At 65.6% G+C, this 17,585-nt stretch carries 23 protein-coding genes; 7 read left to right on the forward strand and 16 right to left on the reverse strand.

The window, feature by feature from the left end; all coding sequences use genetic code 11:
* Position 1: 1 nt before the first annotated feature.
* The 5 genes from HDC95_RS09875 to HDC95_RS09895 form a co-directional block, all read right to left on the reverse strand.
* On the reverse strand, positions 2-1,681 hold the full coding sequence (locus HDC95_RS09875; protein WP_259063279.1) for a cytochrome c biogenesis protein ResB: 1,680 nt from the start codon (positions 1,679-1,681) through the stop codon (positions 2-4).
* Between the two features lie 37 nt (positions 1,682-1,718).
* A complete protein-coding gene (locus HDC95_RS09880; protein ID WP_259063280.1) occupies positions 1,719-2,474 on the reverse strand; it encodes a cytochrome c biogenesis CcdA family protein in 756 nt (251 codons plus the stop codon).
* Positions 2,471-3,124, reverse strand: a complete 654-nt coding sequence (locus HDC95_RS09885; protein ID WP_259063281.1) for a TlpA disulfide reductase family protein — start codon at positions 3,122-3,124, stop codon at positions 2,471-2,473. Before HDC95_RS09885 ends, HDC95_RS09880 begins: the two co-directional genes overlap by 4 nt.
* Before the next feature lie 9 nt (positions 3,125-3,133).
* A complete protein-coding gene (locus tag HDC95_RS09890) occupies positions 3,134-4,393 on the reverse strand; it encodes a glycosyltransferase (protein ID WP_259063282.1) in 1,260 nt (419 codons plus the stop codon).
* A gap of 119 nt (positions 4,394-4,512) precedes the next feature.
* The gene (locus HDC95_RS09895) at positions 4,513-5,142 is read right to left on the reverse strand and encodes a histidine phosphatase family protein (protein ID WP_259063283.1); all 630 of its coding nucleotides are present in this window, start codon (positions 5,140-5,142) and stop codon (positions 4,513-4,515) included.
* A 60-nt stretch (positions 5,143-5,202) separates the two neighbouring features.
* Here HDC95_RS09895 and aspS point away from each other — a divergent pair, with 60 nt between their 5' ends.
* A complete protein-coding gene (gene aspS, locus HDC95_RS09900) occupies positions 5,203-6,984 on the forward strand; it encodes an aspartate--tRNA ligase (RefSeq protein WP_259063284.1) in 1,782 nt (593 codons plus the stop codon).
* 114 nt (positions 6,985-7,098) lie between these two features.
* Here the strand turns inward: aspS and HDC95_RS09905 are convergent, their stop codons facing one another.
* Entirely contained in the window at positions 7,099-7,467 is a 369-nt protein-coding gene (locus HDC95_RS09905; protein WP_259063285.1) for a DUF5684 domain-containing protein, read from the reverse strand.
* A gap of 72 nt (positions 7,468-7,539) precedes the next feature.
* Between HDC95_RS09905 and HDC95_RS16805 the strand changes: the two genes are divergently transcribed.
* On the forward strand, positions 7,540-7,857 hold the full coding sequence (locus HDC95_RS16805) for a hypothetical protein (RefSeq protein ID WP_310503245.1): 318 nt from the start codon (positions 7,540-7,542) through the stop codon (positions 7,855-7,857).
* The gene (locus HDC95_RS16810; RefSeq protein ID WP_310503246.1) at positions 7,858-8,046 is read left to right on the forward strand and encodes a GNAT family N-acetyltransferase; all 189 of its coding nucleotides are present in this window, start codon (positions 7,858-7,860) and stop codon (positions 8,044-8,046) included.
* A gap of 136 nt (positions 8,047-8,182) precedes the next feature.
* Here HDC95_RS16810 and HDC95_RS09915 read toward each other — a convergent pair whose 3' ends face one another.
* The 9 genes from HDC95_RS09915 to HDC95_RS09955 form a co-directional block, all read right to left on the reverse strand.
* Positions 8,183-8,938 carry an amino acid ABC transporter ATP-binding protein gene (locus HDC95_RS09915; protein ID WP_259063287.1) on the reverse strand — a complete coding sequence of 252 codons (756 nt, stop codon included), beginning with the start codon at positions 8,936-8,938 and terminating at the stop codon, positions 8,183-8,185.
* The gene (locus HDC95_RS09920) at positions 8,935-9,720 is read right to left on the reverse strand and encodes an amino acid ABC transporter permease (protein WP_259063288.1); all 786 of its coding nucleotides are present in this window, start codon (positions 9,718-9,720) and stop codon (positions 8,935-8,937) included. The genes HDC95_RS09915 and HDC95_RS09920 overlap by 4 nt, the downstream gene beginning before the upstream one ends.
* Positions 9,721-9,745: 25 nt before the next feature.
* Positions 9,746-10,564 (reverse strand): transporter substrate-binding domain-containing protein, encoded by an 819-nt coding sequence (locus HDC95_RS09925; RefSeq protein WP_259063289.1) that lies wholly within the window; start codon positions 10,562-10,564, stop codon positions 9,746-9,748.
* A gap of 139 nt (positions 10,565-10,703) precedes the next feature.
* Positions 10,704-10,991, reverse strand: a complete 288-nt coding sequence (locus HDC95_RS09930; protein ID WP_259063291.1) for a Dabb family protein — start codon at positions 10,989-10,991, stop codon at positions 10,704-10,706.
* Positions 10,992-10,999: 8 nt separating this feature from the next.
* Positions 11,000-11,257: a glutaredoxin family protein gene (locus HDC95_RS09935; RefSeq protein ID WP_259063292.1), complete on the reverse strand. Its 258-nt coding sequence runs from the start codon at positions 11,255-11,257 to the stop codon at positions 11,000-11,002.
* The gene (locus HDC95_RS09940) at positions 11,254-11,556 is read right to left on the reverse strand and encodes a rhodanese-like domain-containing protein (RefSeq protein ID WP_259063293.1); all 303 of its coding nucleotides are present in this window, start codon (positions 11,554-11,556) and stop codon (positions 11,254-11,256) included. The genes HDC95_RS09935 and HDC95_RS09940 overlap by 4 nt, the downstream gene beginning before the upstream one ends.
* Positions 11,557-11,649: 93 nt before the next feature.
* Complete coding sequence (locus tag HDC95_RS09945; protein WP_003792170.1) at positions 11,650-11,748, reverse strand: 30S ribosomal protein bS22; 99 nt, start codon at positions 11,746-11,748, stop codon at positions 11,650-11,652.
* Positions 11,749-11,874: 126 nt separating this feature from the next.
* Positions 11,875-12,066, reverse strand: a complete 192-nt coding sequence (locus tag HDC95_RS09950; RefSeq protein WP_259063295.1) for a helix-turn-helix domain-containing protein — start codon at positions 12,064-12,066, stop codon at positions 11,875-11,877.
* A gap of 116 nt (positions 12,067-12,182) precedes the next feature.
* The gene (locus HDC95_RS09955; RefSeq protein ID WP_259063296.1) at positions 12,183-13,115 is read right to left on the reverse strand and encodes a TetR/AcrR family transcriptional regulator; all 933 of its coding nucleotides are present in this window, start codon (positions 13,113-13,115) and stop codon (positions 12,183-12,185) included.
* A 101-nt stretch (positions 13,116-13,216) separates the two neighbouring features.
* On the opposite strand from HDC95_RS09955, the gene HDC95_RS09960 reads away from it, so the two are divergent.
* A complete protein-coding gene (locus HDC95_RS09960) occupies positions 13,217-14,107 on the forward strand; it encodes an ATP-binding cassette domain-containing protein (RefSeq protein ID WP_259063297.1) in 891 nt (296 codons plus the stop codon).
* Positions 14,104-14,919, forward strand: coding sequence for an ABC transporter permease (locus HDC95_RS09965; protein ID WP_259063298.1), 816 nt, complete (start codon positions 14,104-14,106; stop codon positions 14,917-14,919). Before HDC95_RS09960 ends, HDC95_RS09965 begins: the two co-directional genes overlap by 4 nt.
* A gap of 45 nt (positions 14,920-14,964) precedes the next feature.
* Here the strand turns inward: HDC95_RS09965 and HDC95_RS09970 are convergent, their stop codons facing one another.
* Entirely contained in the window at positions 14,965-15,381 is a 417-nt protein-coding gene (locus HDC95_RS09970; protein ID WP_259063299.1) for a helix-turn-helix transcriptional regulator, read from the reverse strand.
* A 97-nt stretch (positions 15,382-15,478) separates the two neighbouring features.
* On the opposite strand from HDC95_RS09970, the gene HDC95_RS09975 reads away from it, so the two are divergent.
* Together HDC95_RS09975 and HDC95_RS09980 are read left to right on the forward strand one after the other, a co-directional pair.
* The gene (locus HDC95_RS09975) at positions 15,479-16,909 is read left to right on the forward strand and encodes a TrkH family potassium uptake protein (protein WP_259063300.1); all 1,431 of its coding nucleotides are present in this window, start codon (positions 15,479-15,481) and stop codon (positions 16,907-16,909) included.
* Positions 16,902-17,573, forward strand: a complete 672-nt coding sequence (locus HDC95_RS09980; RefSeq protein ID WP_259063301.1) for a TrkA family potassium uptake protein — start codon at positions 16,902-16,904, stop codon at positions 17,571-17,573. Before HDC95_RS09975 ends, HDC95_RS09980 begins: the two co-directional genes overlap by 8 nt.
* Positions 17,574-17,585 lie beyond the last annotated feature (12 nt).

The raw sequence follows: 17,585 nt of genomic DNA on the forward strand, positions 1-17,585 counted from the left end.
TCTACTTTCGGGGCTTCTCAGAGGTGGCGGAGCGGCGAGGGTCATCCAGCAGACGTGCGTGACCGGTGACGAGATCATCGACGGCGGCGCCGAGAGTCGGGTCTTCACCGCGTGCAAGACCCGCGTACTCGAGAGCGATCGTCCCGTCGGAGGGCGTCGCCTTCACCCACATGCGCCGGCGAGGCACGAACAACGCGAGCATGAGTCCGGCGAGCGCGAGCAGAGCGAACACGAGCACCCACACAGCCGAATCGTCGTGGTGGATCTGCAGCGACACGAACCGCTTCACCGACTGCGTGTAGTCGGTCGCGCCGACAGGTGATTCGTCTTCGAAGGTGATCGTCCCGAGACCGTTCGGCAGATCGGCGGTCTCCCCCGGTGCCAGCTCGGTGGAGTCGACATCCGTGGTGCGGCCGGTGAGCTTCGTGAGCTCTTCGGTGTCGAGCACGTACACGGAACGCGGCGTCCCCTCGTCGATGCCGAGGTCACCCTCGTACACGTCGAGCGTGAGCAGCGGTGCGAGGAGGTCGCCGTGCGCCGATGCGAATGCACCGGTTTCGAGCTGGGCCGCACTGGGGTAGAAGAAGGCGGCGATGCCGAGCTGCTCTGGCATGCCATCGGTCACCTTGATGACTCCGAGCGAGGTCAGGTTCGTGTCCTGCGGGAGGAACGGCACCGAGTTGCTGTAGACGACGTCGCCGTCGGCGTTACGCACCGTGAGGGTGGGCGCATATCCGTTACCGAGCAGATAGATCTTGTCGCCGGCGACATCGAGCGGGTGATTCACCCGCACCGAAGCCTCGTGGGTGTCGCCGTTCTCACGCACCGAGACGTTCGCCGAGAAGTCGCCTGCCTGACCGGACGCCGCAGATCCGTACTCCTGGTAGGTGACGTCGAAAGAGTCGAGGGTCATCGAATACGGGCTCAGGGCGTCGTCGCTGACGAAGCGTCCGCGGTTCATCGACTCGTAGTCGAGCAGGGTGTTGACGAACGTCTGCCCCTCCACGACCACGCGCTGCCCGGTGTACGCGAAGCTGCCGCCGATCCCGACCACCAGCAGCACGCCGACGAGCGCGAGGTGGAAGATGAGGTTGCCCGTCTCCCGCCAGTACCCGCGCTCGGCCGACACCGAATACGTGCGGCCCTTGTCATAGCGCTCGACCCGGTAGCCGAGTGACTTGAGCTGCCTCTGGGCGACGTCGATCGATCGTGCGGCTTCGGCGTCAGCATCCGCCGCATCGCGCGTCACCTCGCGGTGATCCTCGAGCCGGCCCAGTCGCGCCGGCGTACGCGGCGGACGCGCGCGCAGCGCCTTGAGGTGATGCTTGATGCGCGGGATGACGCAGCCGACGAGCGAGATGAACAGCAGCAGGTAGATCGCCGAGAACCACGGCGACAGGTACACGTCGAACATGCTCATCGCGTCGAGCACCGGGAACAGATCAGGATTGTCGCTCTGCCACTGCGTCACGCCGTTCGGATCCGCCATCCGCTGCGGGAAGATCGAGCCGGGGATCGCGGCGATCGCGAGCACGAGCAGCAGGATGATCGCCGTGCGCATCGAGGTGAGCTGACGCCACCCCCAGCGCAGCCACCCGATGAACCCGAGGCGCGGCTGGGTGATCGCGGAGTCGTCGCCATCGATGTGGTCGGACGGACGAAGCGGATCGGAAGACGTCACGGCATCCTTCTGGTCGGTTCGGGCGTCAGAGCGGGAGTCAGAGCGGGAGGATGACACTGCCCATCACCGCCGTCAGCTGCGACATGATGCGCGTCCAGACCCCGGTGACCATGAGTACGCCGAGCAGGATCAGCAGCGCGCCGCCGATGATGTTCACGACGCGGATGTGGCGTCGCAGGAACCCGATCGCCCTGGTCGCCCAACCGAAACCGAGCGCGACGAGCAGGAACGGGATGCCGAGGCCGAGGCTGTACGCGAGGCCGAGGAAGGACGCGCGCCACGGGTCTCCGACGTTCCACGACAGTGACACGATCGTCGTCAGCGTCGGGCCCATGCACGGCGCCCAGCCGATGCCGAGCGCGAGACCGAGCAGCGGGGCGCCGATGATTCCGGTCTTCGAGTCGACCTGGAAGCGGAACTCGCGTTGCGCGAACCCGAACAGACCGAGGAAGACGAGCCCCATGAGGATGATCACGACGCCCAGGATGCGTGTGATCAGCTCGCCCCACTGCACGAAGAAGTGTCCGGTCATCCCGCCGAGCACCGTCCAGGCGACGAAGACCACAGTGAACCCCAGGATGAACAGCAGCACGCCCAGCACGAGGCGTCCCCGCCCGGACTGCGCTGCCGACCCGTTCGAGGCACGAGGAGCGACCGCTCCCCCGAGGAACCCGAGATAGCCCGGCACGAGCGGAAGCACGCAGGGCGAGAGGAAGGACACGAGTCCGGCGAGCATCGCGACCGGAATCGCGAGCCAGAGCGTTCCTGAGCCGATCAGTTCCTGGGTGTTCACGCGCTCTCCGCGAGCGCGTCCTTGACGAGCGTGGAGAGAATCGAGGGCCCATCGAGCGCTCCGACGATGCGGGCGGCCACGCGCCCATGCTTGTCGAGCACCAGTGTGGACGGCGTTCCCTGCAGCGGTGCGTCGCTCGCGAAGGCGAGCTTCGCCTCACCGCTGTCGACGTCGATGAGGCTCGGATAGGTCACGCCGTACGTCTCGGCGAATGCCTTGGCGGTGTCGGCCTGATCGTAGATGTTGACGCCGACGAACGAGACGTCTTCATCCTCATTGGCCTGCCAGACGGATTCGAGATCCTTCGCCTCGACGCGGCACGGGGCGCAGCCCGCGTACCAGAAGTTGACGACGGTGACGTCTCCGGCGATGTCGGCGCTGCTGAACTCTTCACCGTCTTCCGTCACGCCCCCGAATACGATCGGGTCGCCACGATCCTCCGGAGCGATCTCCACGACGGCGCCATCGGCCGAGATGTAGCCCTTGCCATCGCCCGAGAGATACTGCTGCGCAACGGGATCCGGCGCGCAGGCTGCAAGAGCGACGGCGAACAGCGCGGCGAGCGCGGCTCCGATCACACGACCGGTGCGTGGTCGGGTACGGGAGGAGCGGCCGCTGCGAATCGGTCGAATCGTCGAGGCGAGTGGCACACTCCCAGTCTAGACACGGGAATCTATGCGGCCCCTGTACTCTGTGCGCCCGGGACTGTACTCTGTGCGCGCCGTGCGGCGGGTCCCTGCGCCGCGGTAGAGATCCTCGTATCGACGCACGATCGTCGTGGCATCGTGCTGCGCAGCTCGCTGCACGGCGTGCGCGCTCATCGTCATGTACTCGCCTTCGCGAAGGCTCACGATCATCCCGATCCGCCTGGCGAACTCCTCAGCGCTGTAAGTCGGGACGAGATATCCCTCGACACCGTTGTGGACGAGGTGCGGAAGCGCCATCGCATCGGCGAGAACGACAGGAGTCCCGGATGCCAGGGCTTCGAGCGTCGCGATGCTCTGCAGCTCTGCCGTTGACGGCATCACGAAGACCGTCGCCTCATGGTGCAGTTCTGCAAGGCGCCCGTCCGTCACGCGTCCGTGGAAACGCACGCGATCCGCGACCCCGATCTGCACGGCGAGCTGCTCCAAGACGGAGCGCTCGGACCCGCCGCCCACGATGTCGAGGTGTGCATCGGCATCGTGGTCGATCAGAGCGATCGCCCTCAGCAGCGTCGGCAGGTTCTTCTCGGGATCGAGGCGCCCGACGAAGAGGATGCTGTGATGTGCAGGTTTCGTCTGTTTCGGCGTGAAGCGCTGAAGGTCGACACCGCAGGAGATAGGGGTGACGGATGCGAGGCCGATGCTGCGTTCCAAGTAGTCGGCCGCGATCGGGGTGGGGCTTGTCACGATGTCGGCCCGGGAGTACACGGCGGCAGCCAGACTCCAGCCGCGTCGCGTCACCGCCGGGACGACCCGGCTGGGCAGTCCGCCGACGGAGGCCAGGTTGTCCGGCATCACGTGATTGGTCGCCACGATCGGGACGCTGCGGGCGTGTGCTTCGTACGCGACCCCGCGGCCGATGCCGATGAAAGACTGCACGTGCACGACATCGGGGCGGACCTCGTCGAGGATGCGACCGACCCGTCGCCGCACCTCCCACGGCGGAGCGATCCGCAGCCATTCGTGCGAGGGCCATTTCACGCTGCGCAGTCGATGCGTCCGAATCAGCTGCTCGTCGATCATCGTGACGCCCGAGTGACCGGAGAAGGTGGGCGAAGGCGCGATCACGTGAACGTCGTGCCCGCGGCGAGCGAGACGCACGGCATGATCACGGGCGAAGCGCGCCGCCCCGTTGATGTCGGGCGGGAAGGTGTCAGTCGCGATGAGGACGCGCAACGGTCCAGTCGGTTCCTCGGGTGACGCCGTGCTGGTCATCGTCTGCGTCCCTCTTCAAAATGGTCAGCTTCTTGAGTCGACGTTACGATGAATGCTCGAGTCCCACATCGCACCTGGGTATCCACTCGAATACCCCTCTGGTAGGGGGTGGGTCCGGTTCAGACGGCGCCGACATCGATCGCTCCGCCGGTCGCAGCCGGTTCCGCGTAGCCGACCTCACGCCAGACATCGCCGACACGCTCGAACGATGTGACGCTCGACAGCGCGCACCGGCGGGTTCGAGGGTCGTGCCTCAGGGGCAGTCCTGCGATGTGCAGGTGAGTGATCCAGATGGGCGCCTGATGCGAGACGATCACGGCATCGCCTCCGTCGGTGTCACGCCACGCGCCGTGCATGGCGTCTTCCATCCGTGCGGCGATGGAGGTGTACGGCTCGCCCCAGCTCGGGACGGATGGCCTGCGCAGGTGCCACCAGTTACGCGGATCGCGCAGCGACCGACTCATGCGTGTGCCTTCGAACACGTTCGTCGGCTCGATCACGCGCTCGTCGATCACAGGGTCCAGGCCGAAGGTCTCCGTGAACGGCTCGGCGGATTCCCTTGCACGCTCCAACGGGGAGCAGCGCAACGAGATGACCGGGCGGTCGAGCCCGGCGATGTACTCGGCGGCGTCCCGCGCCATCCGCCGCCCGTCCTCGCTCAGTCGGTAGTGCGGCAGGCGACCGTAGAGCACGCGCCCTGGGTTGTGCACTTCGCCGTGGCGGACCAGATGAATGCGATCGGCGGGCATGGTCCCAGTCTAGGGATACCGGTCGGCGGACCCCGGAGAGCACCCACGTAGAATGGCGGAATGCTGCGAACTCACACGACCGGCTCCCTGCGAGCCGAGAACATCGGTCAGACCGTCACCCTCTCGGGTTGGGTCGATCGTCGTCGTGATCACGGAGGCGTCGCGTTCATCGATCTCCGCGATGCGTCAGGCATCGCCCAGGTGGTCATCCGTGACGAAGAGACGGCGCACCCGCTGCGCAGCGAGTTCGTGCTGAAGGTGACGGGCACGGTTTCCGCCCGTCCCGCCGGCAACGAGAACCCGAACCTGCCCACCGGCGAGATCGAGGTCATCGCGACCGAGGTCGAAGTGCTCAACGAGTCCGCTCCGCTCCCTTTCCAGGTCTCCACCGGGCTCGGCGACGCCGACACGATCGGCGAGGATGTGCGGTTCAAGCACCGCTATCTCGACCTGCGACGCCCGTCCTCGGCATCCGCTCTTCGTCTGCGCTCCGACGTGAACAAGGCGATCCGCGACGTGCTGCACGCCCGCGACTTCCTCGAGGTCGAGACCCCCACGCTCACGAAGTCGACGCCGGAAGGCGCCCGCGACTTCGTCGTGCCCGCACGCCTGCACCCCGGCAGCTGGTACGCGCTTCCGCAGAGCCCGCAGCTGTTCAAGCAGCTGCTCATGGTCGGCGGCGTGGAGAAGTACTACCAGATGGCCCGCTGCTACCGCGATGAGGACTTCCGCGCCGACCGTCAGCCGGAGTTCACGCAGCTCGACATCGAGATGAGCTTCGTCGACCAGGAAGACGTCATCGCTCTGATGGAGGAGCTCATCCCCGCGATGTGGGCGACCATCGGCGTCGAGGTTCAGACCCCGCTTCCCCGCATCACCTATGCCGACGCGATGGCGAAGTACGGCTCCGACAAGCCCGACCTGCGCTTCGGTCTCGAGCTGGTCGAGGCGACCGAGTACTTCAAGGACACCACGTTCCGCGTCTTCCAGTCCGACTACGTCGGCGCCGTGCTCATGCCCGGCGGCGCATCGCAGCCGCGCAAGCAGCTCGACGCCTGGCAGGACTGGGCGAAGCAGCGCGGCGCGCGCGGACTCGCGTATGTGCTCTTCAACGAGGACGGCTCGCTCGGAGGCCCAGTCGCCAAGAACCTCTCAGATGCGGAGAAGGCCGGCCTGGCCGACCTCGTCGGCGCTGCTGCAGGCGACTGCGTTTTCTTCGCCGCCGGCTCAGCGAAGGACAGTCGCGCGCTGCTCGGCGCTGCCCGCGTCGAGATCGGTCGCCGCCTCGGCCTGCTCGACCCCGACGTCTTCGCGTTCACGTGGGTGGTGGACGCGCCGATGTTCGAGCCTGCGGCGGATGCCGTGGCATCCGGCGACGTGGCCGTCGGCGCCGGCGCGTGGACTGCGGTGCACCACGCCTTCACCGGCCCGAAGCCGGAGTTCGCCGACACGTTCGACGCCGACCCCGGGTCCGCCCTCGCCTACGCGTACGACATCGTCTGCAACGGCTCTGAACTCGGCGGCGGGTCGATCCGCATCCACCGCGAAGACGTGCAGAAGCGCGTGTTCGAGGTCATGGGAATCTCGGATGAGGTGGCCGATGAGCAGTTCGGCTTCCTGCTCGACGCTTTCAAGTTCGGCGCGCCGCCGCACGGCGGCATCGCTCTGGGCATGGACCGTGTGCTGCAGCACCTCACCAAGACCGAGTCGATCCGCGAGGTCATCGCGTTCCCGAAGACCGGCAACGGCTTCGACCCGCTGACCGCCGCACCCGCGCCGATCACCGACGCGCAGCGCGCCGAGGCCGGCGTCGACTTCGTCCCGGAGGACGACGAGGCCTGAGCCCTTGCCGGGTCTCGCCGAGGCCCCCTCGCGTCGCCGACGCCCCCTGCCATTCGCGTGAACAGCAGGGGGCGTCGGCAGTATCAGGGGGCTTCGGCAGAGCGAGTCCGCCGATCAGGTGACTTTGTTGTACTGCGCCGAGCCGAAGCCGATGATCAGGTGCCCGATGAACGGGAAGAGCCAGAGCAGGAAGAACGAGAACACTCCGCCCTTGCCGAAGTTGCGCCCCTCCCTGATCGCGACGACGATCGCGAAGATGACGTTCACAATGGGAATCAGGTACAGCAGGACGAACCACCCCGACATTCCGGCGATCTTCACCAGGAAGACCCAGTTGACGATCGGGATCAGTGCGAGGATGCCCGGGTAACCCGCCTTGACGAACACCTTCCACATCGTGACCGCGTAGATCACGTAGTAGATGACGCTGAGAACGACGGAAGTCGTCGAGAAGATCTGTTCAGACAGAAGGTTCGAATCCATGATTCTTACTATGGTGAGGGCGCCAGCAGCTTGTCAACTTGTGAGACAGCCGCGACCTGCGAAGATCAGAGCATGCTCACCGGACTTCCCCTGCCCCACTCGTTCGACTCGCGTGCCGGTCTGGCGCTACTGCGCAGAGCGGCGCCGACGGACACAGATGCGCTGATCGCGCTGCTCGCGGACGACCCGATCAGCGCAGCCCGCGGTGACGTGGCATCCGAGACAGACCGACCGGCATACGCCGCTGCGCTGGTCGAGATCCTCTCGGAGCGGTCGAACGATCTGCTCGTCGTCGAGCTCGATGACATGGTCGTCGGCACGCTGCAGCTCACCTCGATTCCGGGAATGGCCCGCCGAGGCTCGCGTCGGCTGCTGGTCGAGGCCGTCTGAGTGCGCAGCGACCTGCGCTCCTCCGGGATCGGATCGGCGATGATGCGCTGGGTGACGGAAGGCGCAGCACCCGCGTTGGGTTCGGCAATGGTGCAGCTCACCTCAGACGCCGCGCGTACCGACGCGCACCGCTTCTACGAGCGTCTGGGGTACACCGGCTCGCACGTCGGCTTCAAGTACAGGCTCTGACGTCACCGCCACCGCCACCGCACCTTCACATCCTCCTGACGACGTCGAAACAGGACCTGCCATGCGAAACAGGGCCTGGCACGACCTGTTTCGTGCGGCAACGCCTGTTTCGAGTGCTCGAGCCAGAGGAGTCGGATCAGAGAACGCGGGAGAGGAAGTCCTGCGTGCGCGGATGCTGCGGGTTCGCGAGCACCTCGCGCGGGTCGCCCTCTTCAACGATCACGCCGTCGTCCATGAAGATCAGCCGGGATCCGACCTCGCGTGCGAAGCCCATCTCATGCGTGACGACGAGCATCGTCATCCCCTCGTCCGCGAGGGTGCGCATGACCTGCAGCACCTCACCGACCAGCTCCGGGTCGAGCGCAGAAGTCGGCTCGTCGAACAGCATCATGTCCGGGTTCATGCACAGCGCCCTGGCGATCGCGACGCGCTGCTGCTGACCGCCGGAGAGATGACCGGGGTAGGCGCCGGCCTTCTCGCTCAGCCCCACCCTCGCCAGCATCTCGTGCGCGACCTTGTCTGCTTCGGCCTTCGAGCGCTTCAGCACCCGGCGCTGCGCAATCGTGAGGTTCTCGACGACGTCGAGGTGCGGGAACAGGTTGAAGCTCTGGAAGACCATGCCGATGCGGGTGCGCACCCGGTCGATGTCGATGTCGGGGTCGGTGACGTCGATCCCCTCGATGAAGACACTGCCGCCGGTGGGTTCCTCCAGCAGATTCACCGAGCGCAGCAGCGTCGATTTCCCCGAACCGGATGGCCCGATCACGCAGACCACTTCGCCGGGAGTGACCGTGAGGTCGATCCCCTTGAGCACCTCGTTGTCGCCGAAGCTCTTGACCAATCCGCGAATCTCGATCGCGGGGGTGTGGGTGTCGATCAGTTCGGTGCTCATCGCTGCTTCGCCATCTTTCGCTCGAGCCATGCAACCGCCCGCGTGAGCGGAATGGTCACCACCAGATAAAGCAATGCCGCCATGATCAGCGGAGTTGAGTTCGCGTCCATGGACTGCGCATCACGGGCGAAGGTGGTGAGCTCCTTAGTCGCCAGGGTCGAACCGACGACGAACAGCAGGGAAGTATCCTTCAGCAGCAGCACGAACTCGTTCGTCATCGGCGGGATGATGATGCGGAACCCCTGCGGGAGCACCACCCAGAACATGGTCTTCATGGGCGACATCCCCAGCGACCGCGAGGCCTCGGTCTGCCCCTTCGGCACGGCCTGGATGCCGGAGCGCACGACCTCGGCGATGTACGCGGAGGACACCAGGATGAGGCCGAGAAGGCCGGAGACGATCGGGCCGCCCGGCATCTTGAACCCCAGGCCGATCGGAAGGCCGTACGCGATGATGAAAAGCGTCAGGATCGCCGGCATACCGCGGAACAGCTCGATCCATGCGGTGGCGAACCATCGGTACGGTCCGACGCTCGACAGTTTCATCACGGCGAACAGTACGCCGAGGATCGCCCCGCCCACGAACGCGATCAGCGTGAACAGCACCGTGTTGCGCAGCGCGATGACGATGATGTTGGGGAACTGCTTGATCGCGACCTCGACATTGAAGAAGACCGTCCCGATCTTCACCCAGTCGGTGGCCAGCGCCACCCACACGACGACGGCGATGAAGATCGCGTACATCGTGACCCGATAGAGCCTGGTCCGGGTCGTGCGCCTCATCGCCATCGTCTGCAGCAGCCTTGGCTCACTCGGCCGTGAAGTAGGAGTCGTAGATCGTCTCGTACGTCCCATCGTCACGCAGCTCCTGCAGTGCCGTGTTGATGGCCTCGATCAGCTCAGCGCGCTCGCCCTTCGCAAAGGCCCAGCCGTACGACTCGTCCGTGTCGTACTCCTCGACGATCTTGTAGGTCGAGTCCGCCTTCTCATGCTCGATGTTCACAGGCTGGTCCTGCAGGATCGCGTCGATGTTGCCTGCCTGCAGTGCGGGCCAGAGCTCGCCGTCCGACGGGAACGAGATGATCTCGGCACCCTCAGCGTTCTCGTTCGCGTAGCCCTCGCCCGTCGTGCCCTGCTGAACGCCGACGGTGACGCCGTCGAGGTCATCGATGGACTCGATGCCAGAGTCCGTACGCACCAGCAGCGACTGCAGCGAGTCGTAGTAGGGGTCGGAGAAGTCGAGGTTCGCCTTGCGCTCGTCCGTGATCGTCATCGCCGACGCACCGACATCGCACTGACCGGCGGCGAGTGTCGTGCCGGACTGCAGCGCATCGAAGCCGACGTCCTGCACTGCGAGCGTGAGATCGAGCTTCTCGGCGACGGCTCCGAGCAGGTCGATATCGAAGCCGGAATAGCCGGTCTCAGTGCTCGGATCCTCGAACTCGAACGGCGCGTAGGGGATGTCGGAGCAGACCGTGAGCGTGCCCGCTTCGATGAGTCCGTAGTCATCGCCGGCCGGTGCGTCATCGCCGCCGGCATCGCCTCCGCCGCTCGCACAACCGGAGAGAGCGAGGGCAGCGGTCGCGGCGAGCGCGATTGCGGAGGTGAGATTACGACGACGGGGCATGACCGCTCCAGGTGACTGGGGGCGAACACGCCCACGAACAGGTATGCAGATCATCTTGACACGGAGGCGTCCGCAAGTTCCTGGTCAGGACATTACGTTTGCGTTTCACTCCGCCGATGAGAGGTCAGCCTCCGAACGATCAGACCTCGAAGTCGACCGCCACACGGGAGGCGACGACCGAGCGGATGAAGACGGCGACCTCTTCGTGCGCGGGATGCACCTGGTACTGCTCCAGCGCCTCGACCGAGTCGAAATCCGAAATCAGCGTGACGTCCCAGTTCGCATCCGGATACACCGAGTTCGCGCCAGCCGAGATCGAGCGCAACTGGGGCACGACACCATCCAAGGCGTTCAGACGACGAGCGACCTCTGCGGCGTGCTCCGCCCGTTCGACGTCGTCCTCACTGGCGAGCTTCCAAGTGACCACGTGACGAATCATGATTCCTCCAGCTTCCGGCGCAGCCGGTCAGGTGAGACCCGCCAGTGCGCGTGCAGTTCATCGTCGATGAGCACGACGGGGATCTTCTCCCACCACAGTTCGTACAGTGCGGGGTCGTCTTCTATCGATCGCTCGACGATCTCGATGCGGTCTCCGATGTCGTCCGGCAGATCGGCGACGACCGTCTCGACGATCGCGAGCGCCGTGGGGCAGAGATGGCACCCTGCTCTGCCTATGACCGTGATGGTCGTCACGCCGAAGGAACCTCGACCGGATGGCCAGCGGCGATCCACTCGCCGGTGCCGCCTTCGACGTTCGTGGCGTCGTGCCCCTGCGCTTCGAGCGCCTGCACTACGCGTGCGGAGCGTGCGCCGGCCTGGCAGATGACGTCGAAGGCCTCAGCGGGAAGTTCTTCGAGTCGGTTCCCCAGCTCGGACATCGGAATGTTCACGGCGCCGGGCACATGCCCCGCAGCGAACTCGTCCTTCTCGCGCACGTCGATGAGCGGCGTGCTCTCGCGGGACGTGAGCTCGGCGATGGTGATCGACTTCATGGAGTCTCCCTGAAATTCGAGGCCTGATCCGGAATCCCCGGGGGCACAGACACAAAGCGCCCGTCCGAAGACAGGCGCTCGTGTCTAGGCCGCTTACTTCTTGTTGCGGCGCTGGTGGCGAGTCTTGCGAAGCAGCTTGCGGTGCTTCTTCTTCGCCATGCGCTTGCGGCGCTTCTTGATGACAGAACCCACGGAAACCTCACTAAGTCAGTGGCTGGACGTCGCACGAAGGCGGACGCCCGGGTACGGGCACGGAAAAATGCCTCGGGTCAGTCTAGCAAACCAGCGAGCACTCGCTGATCACCGAGGCGGACGCGATCAACCGACGTCGGCGATGGGTCGCTGCAGCGCGTCGGTCACTGCCGATTCCGGTACCCGGTAGCTTCTGCCGAATCGAATCGCGGGCAGCTCGCCCGAGTGCACGAGGCGATAGACGGTCATCTTCGACACGCGCATGATCTCGGCGACTTCGGCAACCGTCAGGAACCGGACGTCTGGAACTTCGGGCATCCCCTGTACCCCTTTCTGCTGAAGCACACTCTACGGCGAACGTGCGACACGTGTAAACCCGTGTGGCCAATGTGACCTATGGGATCGCGATGCATCGTCGATACGTCGGGGCCTGGTCAATCGCGTTTTCGGCTGCGTTCGAGTCGATCGTGCGCGTCCCGCAGCGCGATGCGCTCGAGCCTCCGAGCATCGCGGAGCGCCTTCTCCGCATCGCGGATCGCCTTGCGCGCCTCCCGGAGCTTCTTGTCGGCCGCGATCTCGGCAGGCTCGGCGCCGATCCACTCCGCGTCGGAGACATGCGCCGCACCCCGGTCCAATCCGGCGATGTAAGCCTCCACACCGTCGAAGATCCGCTCCATGGCAAACCGGAACGGATCGTCCTCAGCGGTGAACACTCCCGCGTCGATCGCGCGGCGCAGTGCCGGGTACTCGTCGGCCGAGATGACCCGGTCGAACAGCGCGGCCTCCTGCGCCGACACTTCCGCCGCCGACAGCCCACTGGCACGCGACTGCTCGATGTAACCGGCCGATACGAGTCCGTACCACCGGGCCTCGCCCGTCACCGAGAGCGCGACGGCGAGCCGTTCCGCGTCGTTCAGAGGAGTGTCTGCGAGCGAGTCGAGACCGGCGTCGATCCACGCCGAGCTGTTCGGAGTGATCGGCGATCCGGTGATCGGAAGCGACAGCATCCACGGATGACTGAGGTACACGATCACCTGGGCTTCGAACAGGGTACGCAGCTTGGCCCGCCAGCCTTCCTGGAGGCGATACTCGTCGGGCGGCAACCCGGTCCCCTGCTCCTGCATGAGCAGCAGGAGGTCGTCCTTCGCCGTGACATATCGGTACAGCGACATCGGCGTGAATCCGAGCTTGGCCGCGACGGCCGCCATCGAGACGGCACCGATGCCCTCGGCATCCGCCAGCTCCACAGCTGCGTCGACGATCTTCTCGACGCTCATCTCACGCTTTGGGCCCCGCTGCGGATTCGCCGCCACGCCCCAGGCGAGCGCTATCCCTCGCGGCAGTTCGGGCGGTTCGACGTCACTCATGCCGCCATCCTACTTCTGTTTATTAAATAAACAGTGTGTTATGGTCATACGCGGCAGTCTCCGACATACACAGTTTCCCCCCTACACAGAAAGGATCACCCATGACGACAGCAGCCATAGAGGTGCGAGGCCTGCAGAAGAGTTTCGGGAAGCATCTCGTTCTAGACTCACTCGACATCTCGGTCGCGCCAGGAGAGGTGTTCGCCCTGCTCGGCCCGAACGGCGCCGGCAAGACGACGATCATCAACATCCTCACCACGCTCGTGCACTCCGACGGCGGCACCGTCACCGTCAGCGGCTTCGACGTGGCAACCGAGGCGGTGCAGGTGCAGCGGCGAATCAGCCTCACCGGGCAATCCGCCGCGGTCGACGATGCTCTCAATGCGACCGAGAACGTCGTGATGTTCGCCCGGCTGGCGGGCCTCGGTCGCACCGAAGCCCGCCGTCGCGCGTCCGAGCTCATCGCGCAGTTCGGTCTGACGGATGCCGCGACGAGAGTGGTTCGAACCTTCTCCGGCGGCATGCGACGCCGCCTCGATCTGGCACTGAGCTTCGTCGTCACCCCGGAGGTGCTCTTCCTCGACGAGCCCACCACCGGTCTCGACACCCGCAGCCGCCGCGACCTCTGGGACATGATCCGCACGCTCGCGAATGCGGGCACGACCGTGTTCCTCACGACGCAGTACCTCGAGGAGGCCGACCAGCTGGCCGATCGCATCGCCGTCCTCCACGATGGCCGGATCGCCGCTCTCGGCACGGCCGCCGAGTTGAAGGCACGCGTGGGCGGCGACACCGTCGAGCTCCACGACGAACGCGGCGGACTGCTCAGGCAGATCGCCACCGACGGCACCGTCACCGATCTGCGGCGAGCACTCGATCTGCTCGACGAGCAGGGCGCTGACGGCGTCGTGACGCTGCGGCGCCCGACTCTCGACGATGTCTTCCTCGCCCTCACCTCGTCCGACTCTCAGCCTGTGAAGGAGAACGCATGACCACCGCACTCGCCGCTGCCGCGGCATCCGCTCCCCCGTCCGTCCGACCACGCCTGCGCGGCGTGACGGCCGAAGCCGTGTTCGTCGGGCGGAGCCTTCGTCACTCGCTGCGCGACGGTGAATCGCTGCTCATGGCCATCATGCTTCCGGTGATGCTCATGCTGATGTTCACGTGGGTGTTCGGCGGGGCGATCGACCCCGGTGGCGCGTACGTCGACTACGTCGTCCCCGGCATCATCCTCACCTGTGCGGGTTTCGGTGCTTCGTCGACCGCCGTGTATGTCGCGAATGACATGCGCACCGGGATCATCGACAGATTCCGCACGATGCCGCTGCGCGCCGGAGCCATCCTCACCGGTCATGTCGTCGCCAGTCTGCTGCGCAATCTCGTGGCGACCGGGATCGTCATCGGCGTCGGAGTGCTCGTCGGATTCCGTCCGACGGCGAATCTCGCCGAATGGATCGCTATGGCGGCGATGATCGCGCTGTACATCCTGGCGATCACGTATCTGTTCGCCGCGATCGGGCTCGCCGCCGGCTCACCGGAAGGAGCCAACGGCTACGGCTTCATCCTGCTGTTCCTGCCGTATCTCTCCAGCGCATTCGTGCCGATCGCCAGCATGCCGGACTGGCTTCAGCCCGTGGCGTCGAATCTGCCGATCACGCCTATCGTGGAGACCATCCGCGGGCTGCTGATGGATGCACCGCTGGAGGCCGACCCCTGGTGGGCGATCGGCTGGTGCCTCGTCATCCTCGCCGTCGCCGCCGCGTGGGGTGCATGGCTGTTCCGCCGGAAAGCCGGACGCAGGTAAGGAGCCGCTGATCGCGCATCGACTCCACTCGGACCCCGTGCGCGGTCAGGACCCCAGCCGCTTGAATGCAGTGGAGACCACGTGCTTCGCGGATGCCGCGGCGCGGCCGAACACCTCGGCCGCGTGCGCGGCCCCCTCCGGCAATGGGGCGAAGGACAGGTCGATGTCGGGAGCATTGTCGCCGAAGGCATCCACCAGGAAGGGCACGAGCCAGTCGTCCACCACTTCGAGCGGCTCCACCTCGATGCTGTACAGCCGGCGCTGGCCGTCTTCGCGGACGCTCACCAGTTCGGCCTCACGCAGCACCTTCAGATGTTTCGAGACCGTGGGCTGGCTGATGCCCAGTTCGCTGACGATCTGCGAGACGCTGGTGCCGGCATCCCCGTCTGCCGCGCGTCGCAGGAGGAGCTGGAGGATATCCCGCCTCGTGCCGTCTGCAATCACGTCGAAGATGTCGGTCATGAGATCAGGGTAGTCGTCCCACGTGCGGAGTACCATGACGAAGGCTCACCGGAATGTCGTCGGCGAGCGAACACGGATCGGACTCAGGAGGGCGGCGATGTCGAGCATCGGGTCATCGTTGTCCCCACGTACGCGCGCACGGGACGTGTGGCGCTTCCTCCGCCACCTCATCACGTCATCGCCTTCGCGCTTCGCGATCCTCATCTTCTCGGCGTTGATCGTGCTCTTCACCGCACTGTTGTCGCTGCCGATCGCGTCGGCCACAGGTACCGTCACTCCGATCAGCGACGCGCTCTTCACCGCCGTCTCGACCATCTGCGTGACCGGCCTCGCGACCGTCGACATGGCGTTGCACTGGTCGCCGTTCGGACACGTGCTCATCTTCCTCGGCGTCAACATCGGCGGTATGGGCGTGCTGACGTTGGCCTCTGTGCTCGGAATGGTCATCTCGAAGAAGCTCGGGCTGCGCGCAAAGCTGCTTGCCGCAGGCGACAGCAACCCGCTGCGCGCCCACGGCGGCGTGGTCAACGAGGGACAGACCGTTCGGCTCGGCGAGGTCGGTCAGCTGCTGAAGACCGTCGCGATGTCGCTGCTGCTCATCGAGCTCGTGGTCGCCCTGCTTCTCTATCCAGGGCTCGTGATGGCCGGCATCCCTCCCCTCGCCGCGCTCTGGGAAGCGCCGTACTACGCAGCGATGTCATTCACCAACACCGGGTTCACGCCGAATGCCGGTGGTGTCGGAGAATTCGCCGACGACTACTTCGTGCTGACAGTGCTCATGATCAGCGTGCTCCTCGGAAGCATCGGCTTCCCGGTGATCTACACCCTCGCCAAGCACTACTGGCACGTGAAGCGGTGGTCGCTGCACAGCAAGCTCACGCTCATCACCACATCGATCCTGTTCGTTCTCGGCGCTGGTGTGTTCCTCGTCCTGGAGTACAACAACCCCCTCACGTTCGGGTCGATGGATGCCGGCGACACGACGTTCCAGGCATTCTTCCTGTCCGCGATGACCAGGTCGGGCGGCTTCAGCGTCGTCGAGATCGGTGATCTGAACGGTTCCTCTCTGGTCGCCGGATCCATGCTCATGTTCGTCGGAGGCGGCTCAGCGTCGACGGCCGGGGGCATCAAGGTCACAACGCTCGCCGTACTCGCGATCGCCGTCTGGTCTGAGGCGCGCGGTCGTCAGTCCGTCGAAGCGTTCGGCCGCCGCATCCCCAGCGATGTGCAGCGCGTTGCACTGAGCGTCGTCGCTTGGGGTGCGACGATCGTGGCGCTCTCCACGATCGTGATCGCACAGCTCACGAAGGCCCCGATCGCCGAAGTGCTCTTCGACGTCATCTCCGCGTTCGGCACGGTCGGGCTGTCCACCGGGCTGACCGCTGAACTACCGGATTCGGCGTCGTACGTCATGGCCGCCACCATCTTCATGGGGCGAATTGGTACAGTGACTCTCGCCGCGGCGGTCGCCGCGACATCGCGTTCGCAGCTCTACTCGCTGCCCGTGGAAAGGCCGATCGTTGGTTGAAGTCCTCCGGGGCGACGCGCCCGTACTCGTGATCGGACTCGGGCGCTTCGGCGCTGCGTGTGCCGGAGAGCTCGACCGGCTCGATCGCGAGGTGCTCGCGATGGACGAGAACCTCGAGCTCGTGCAGAAGTGGTCGGATCGCGTCACGCACACAGTGCAGGGTGACGCCCGCAACATCGATGCGCTCAGGCAGATCGGCGCGCAGGATTTCCAGGTCGCTGTGGTCGCGGTCGGTTCGCTCATCGAAGCATCCGTCCTGATCACGGCGAACCTCGTTGACCTGAAGGTGCCGCAGATCTGGGCGAAGGCCGTCTCGCAGTCGCACGGCAAGATCCTCGCTCGCGTCGGTGCGAACCACGTCATCTACCCGGAACGCGAGGCCGGCGAACGCGTCGCCCACCTCGTCAGCGGGCGGATGCTGGACTTCATCCGCTTCGACGACGACTTCGTACTGGCGAAGATGTACCCGCCGAAATTCATCCGCGGCGTCGGCCTGAACGAGTCCGGCGTGCGGTCGAAGTACAAGGTCACTGTCGTCGGCGTGAAGAGCCCGGGCAAGCCCTTCCGGTACGCAGAGGCGGCCACCGTCGTGACCAACCACGATCTCATCATCGTGTCGGGCACCAACAGCGACATCGAACGGTTCGCCAGCCTCGACCGATGAACTGATCCGGCG

It is taken from the genome of Microbacterium sp. AK031 (assembly GCF_024807145.1).
Classification (GTDB): domain Bacteria; phylum Actinomycetota; class Actinomycetes; order Actinomycetales; family Microbacteriaceae; genus Microbacterium.